The following is a 1,203-nucleotide window of genomic DNA, read 5'->3' as shown; positions in this document are numbered from 1 at the left end:
CATGAAAATTTTAGTCACCGGCGGTGCCGGTTTTATAGGCTCAGCCGTAGTTCGCGAACTAATTGCGCACAGCCAACACTCAGTGATCAATGTTGACTGCCTAACGTATGCTGGCAACGTTGAGTCACTAGCCGATGCCGCTAGCTCATCACGCTACGCCTTTGAGCAAGTCAATATTTGTGATCGCGCCGCACTCGATCGTGTCTTCGCAGAGCATCAACCCGATGCCGTCATGCATTTGGCCGCCGAATCACATGTTGATCGCTCCATCGATGGACCCGGTGAGTTTATTCACACCAATATCACCGGCACTTACACTTTGCTCGAAGCCGCTCGAGCCTATTGGTCGGGCCTCGATGCATCGCGCCGTGAGACCTTTCGCTTTCATCACATCAGCACCGATGAAGTCTACGGCGACCTCCATGGCACCGATGACCTGTTTTTAGAAACCACACCATACGCGCCGAGCTCGCCATACTCGGCTAGCAAAGCCGCGAGCGATCACCTCGTGCGCGCTTGGCAACGTACCTATGGTTTCCCAACGCTGATCACCAACTGCTCGAACAACTACGGCCCCTACCATTTCCCCGAGAAACTCATCCCGCACGTGATGCTCAATGCCTTGGCAGGCAAGCCGCTGCCAGTTTATGGCGATGGTTTGCAAATTCGCGATTGGCTCTATGTGGAGGACCATGCACGAGCACTAATACGCGTGGTCACAACCGGTGAAGTCGGCGAAACCTATAATATTGGCGGTCACAATGAGCAAACCAATATTCATGTGGTGCGAACCTTATGTGCGTTGCTTGAAGAGCTTGCCGCTGACCGCAAACCTGCTGGCGTAGCGCGCTATGAAGATCTCATCACTTTTGTCAAAGATCGCCCAGGTCATGACGCGCGCTACGCCATTGACGCCTCAAAAATTGAGCGCGAATTAGGATGGGTGCCGCAAGAGTCATTCGACAGCGGTTTGCGCAAAACCGTGCAATGGTATTTGGCCAATGAGGCGTGGTGGCAGCGCGTGCTGAGCGGCGCCTATCAATTACAACGTATTGGAGCAACACAATGAAGGGCATCATCCTCGCCGGCGGTTCGGGCACACGACTACACCCCATCACCCGTGGTTTGTCGAAGCAGCTACTGCCCATCTACGACAAACCAATGATTTACTACCCGCTATCGGTGCTAATGCTCGCGGGCATT

At 53.9% G+C, this 1,203-nt stretch carries 2 protein-coding genes; both read left to right on the top strand.

The window, feature by feature from the left end; all coding sequences use genetic code 11:
• Nucleotide 1 precedes the first annotated feature (1 nt).
• Nucleotides 2–1,069 (top strand): dTDP-glucose 4,6-dehydratase, encoded by a 1,068-nt coding sequence (gene rfbB / locus AC3DKE_RS11160; RefSeq protein WP_487990739.1) that lies wholly within the window; start codon nucleotides 2–4, stop codon nucleotides 1,067–1,069.
• The coding region (locus tag AC3DKE_RS11155) for a sugar phosphate nucleotidyltransferase (protein ID WP_487990740.1) at nucleotides 1,066–1,203 on the top strand (138 nt) is incomplete at its 3' end. The genes rfbB and AC3DKE_RS11155, both read left to right, overlap by 4 nt.

This window comes from Paraperlucidibaca sp., assembly GCF_982810325.1.
This window is presented reverse-complemented; position numbering and strand designations above follow the sequence as displayed.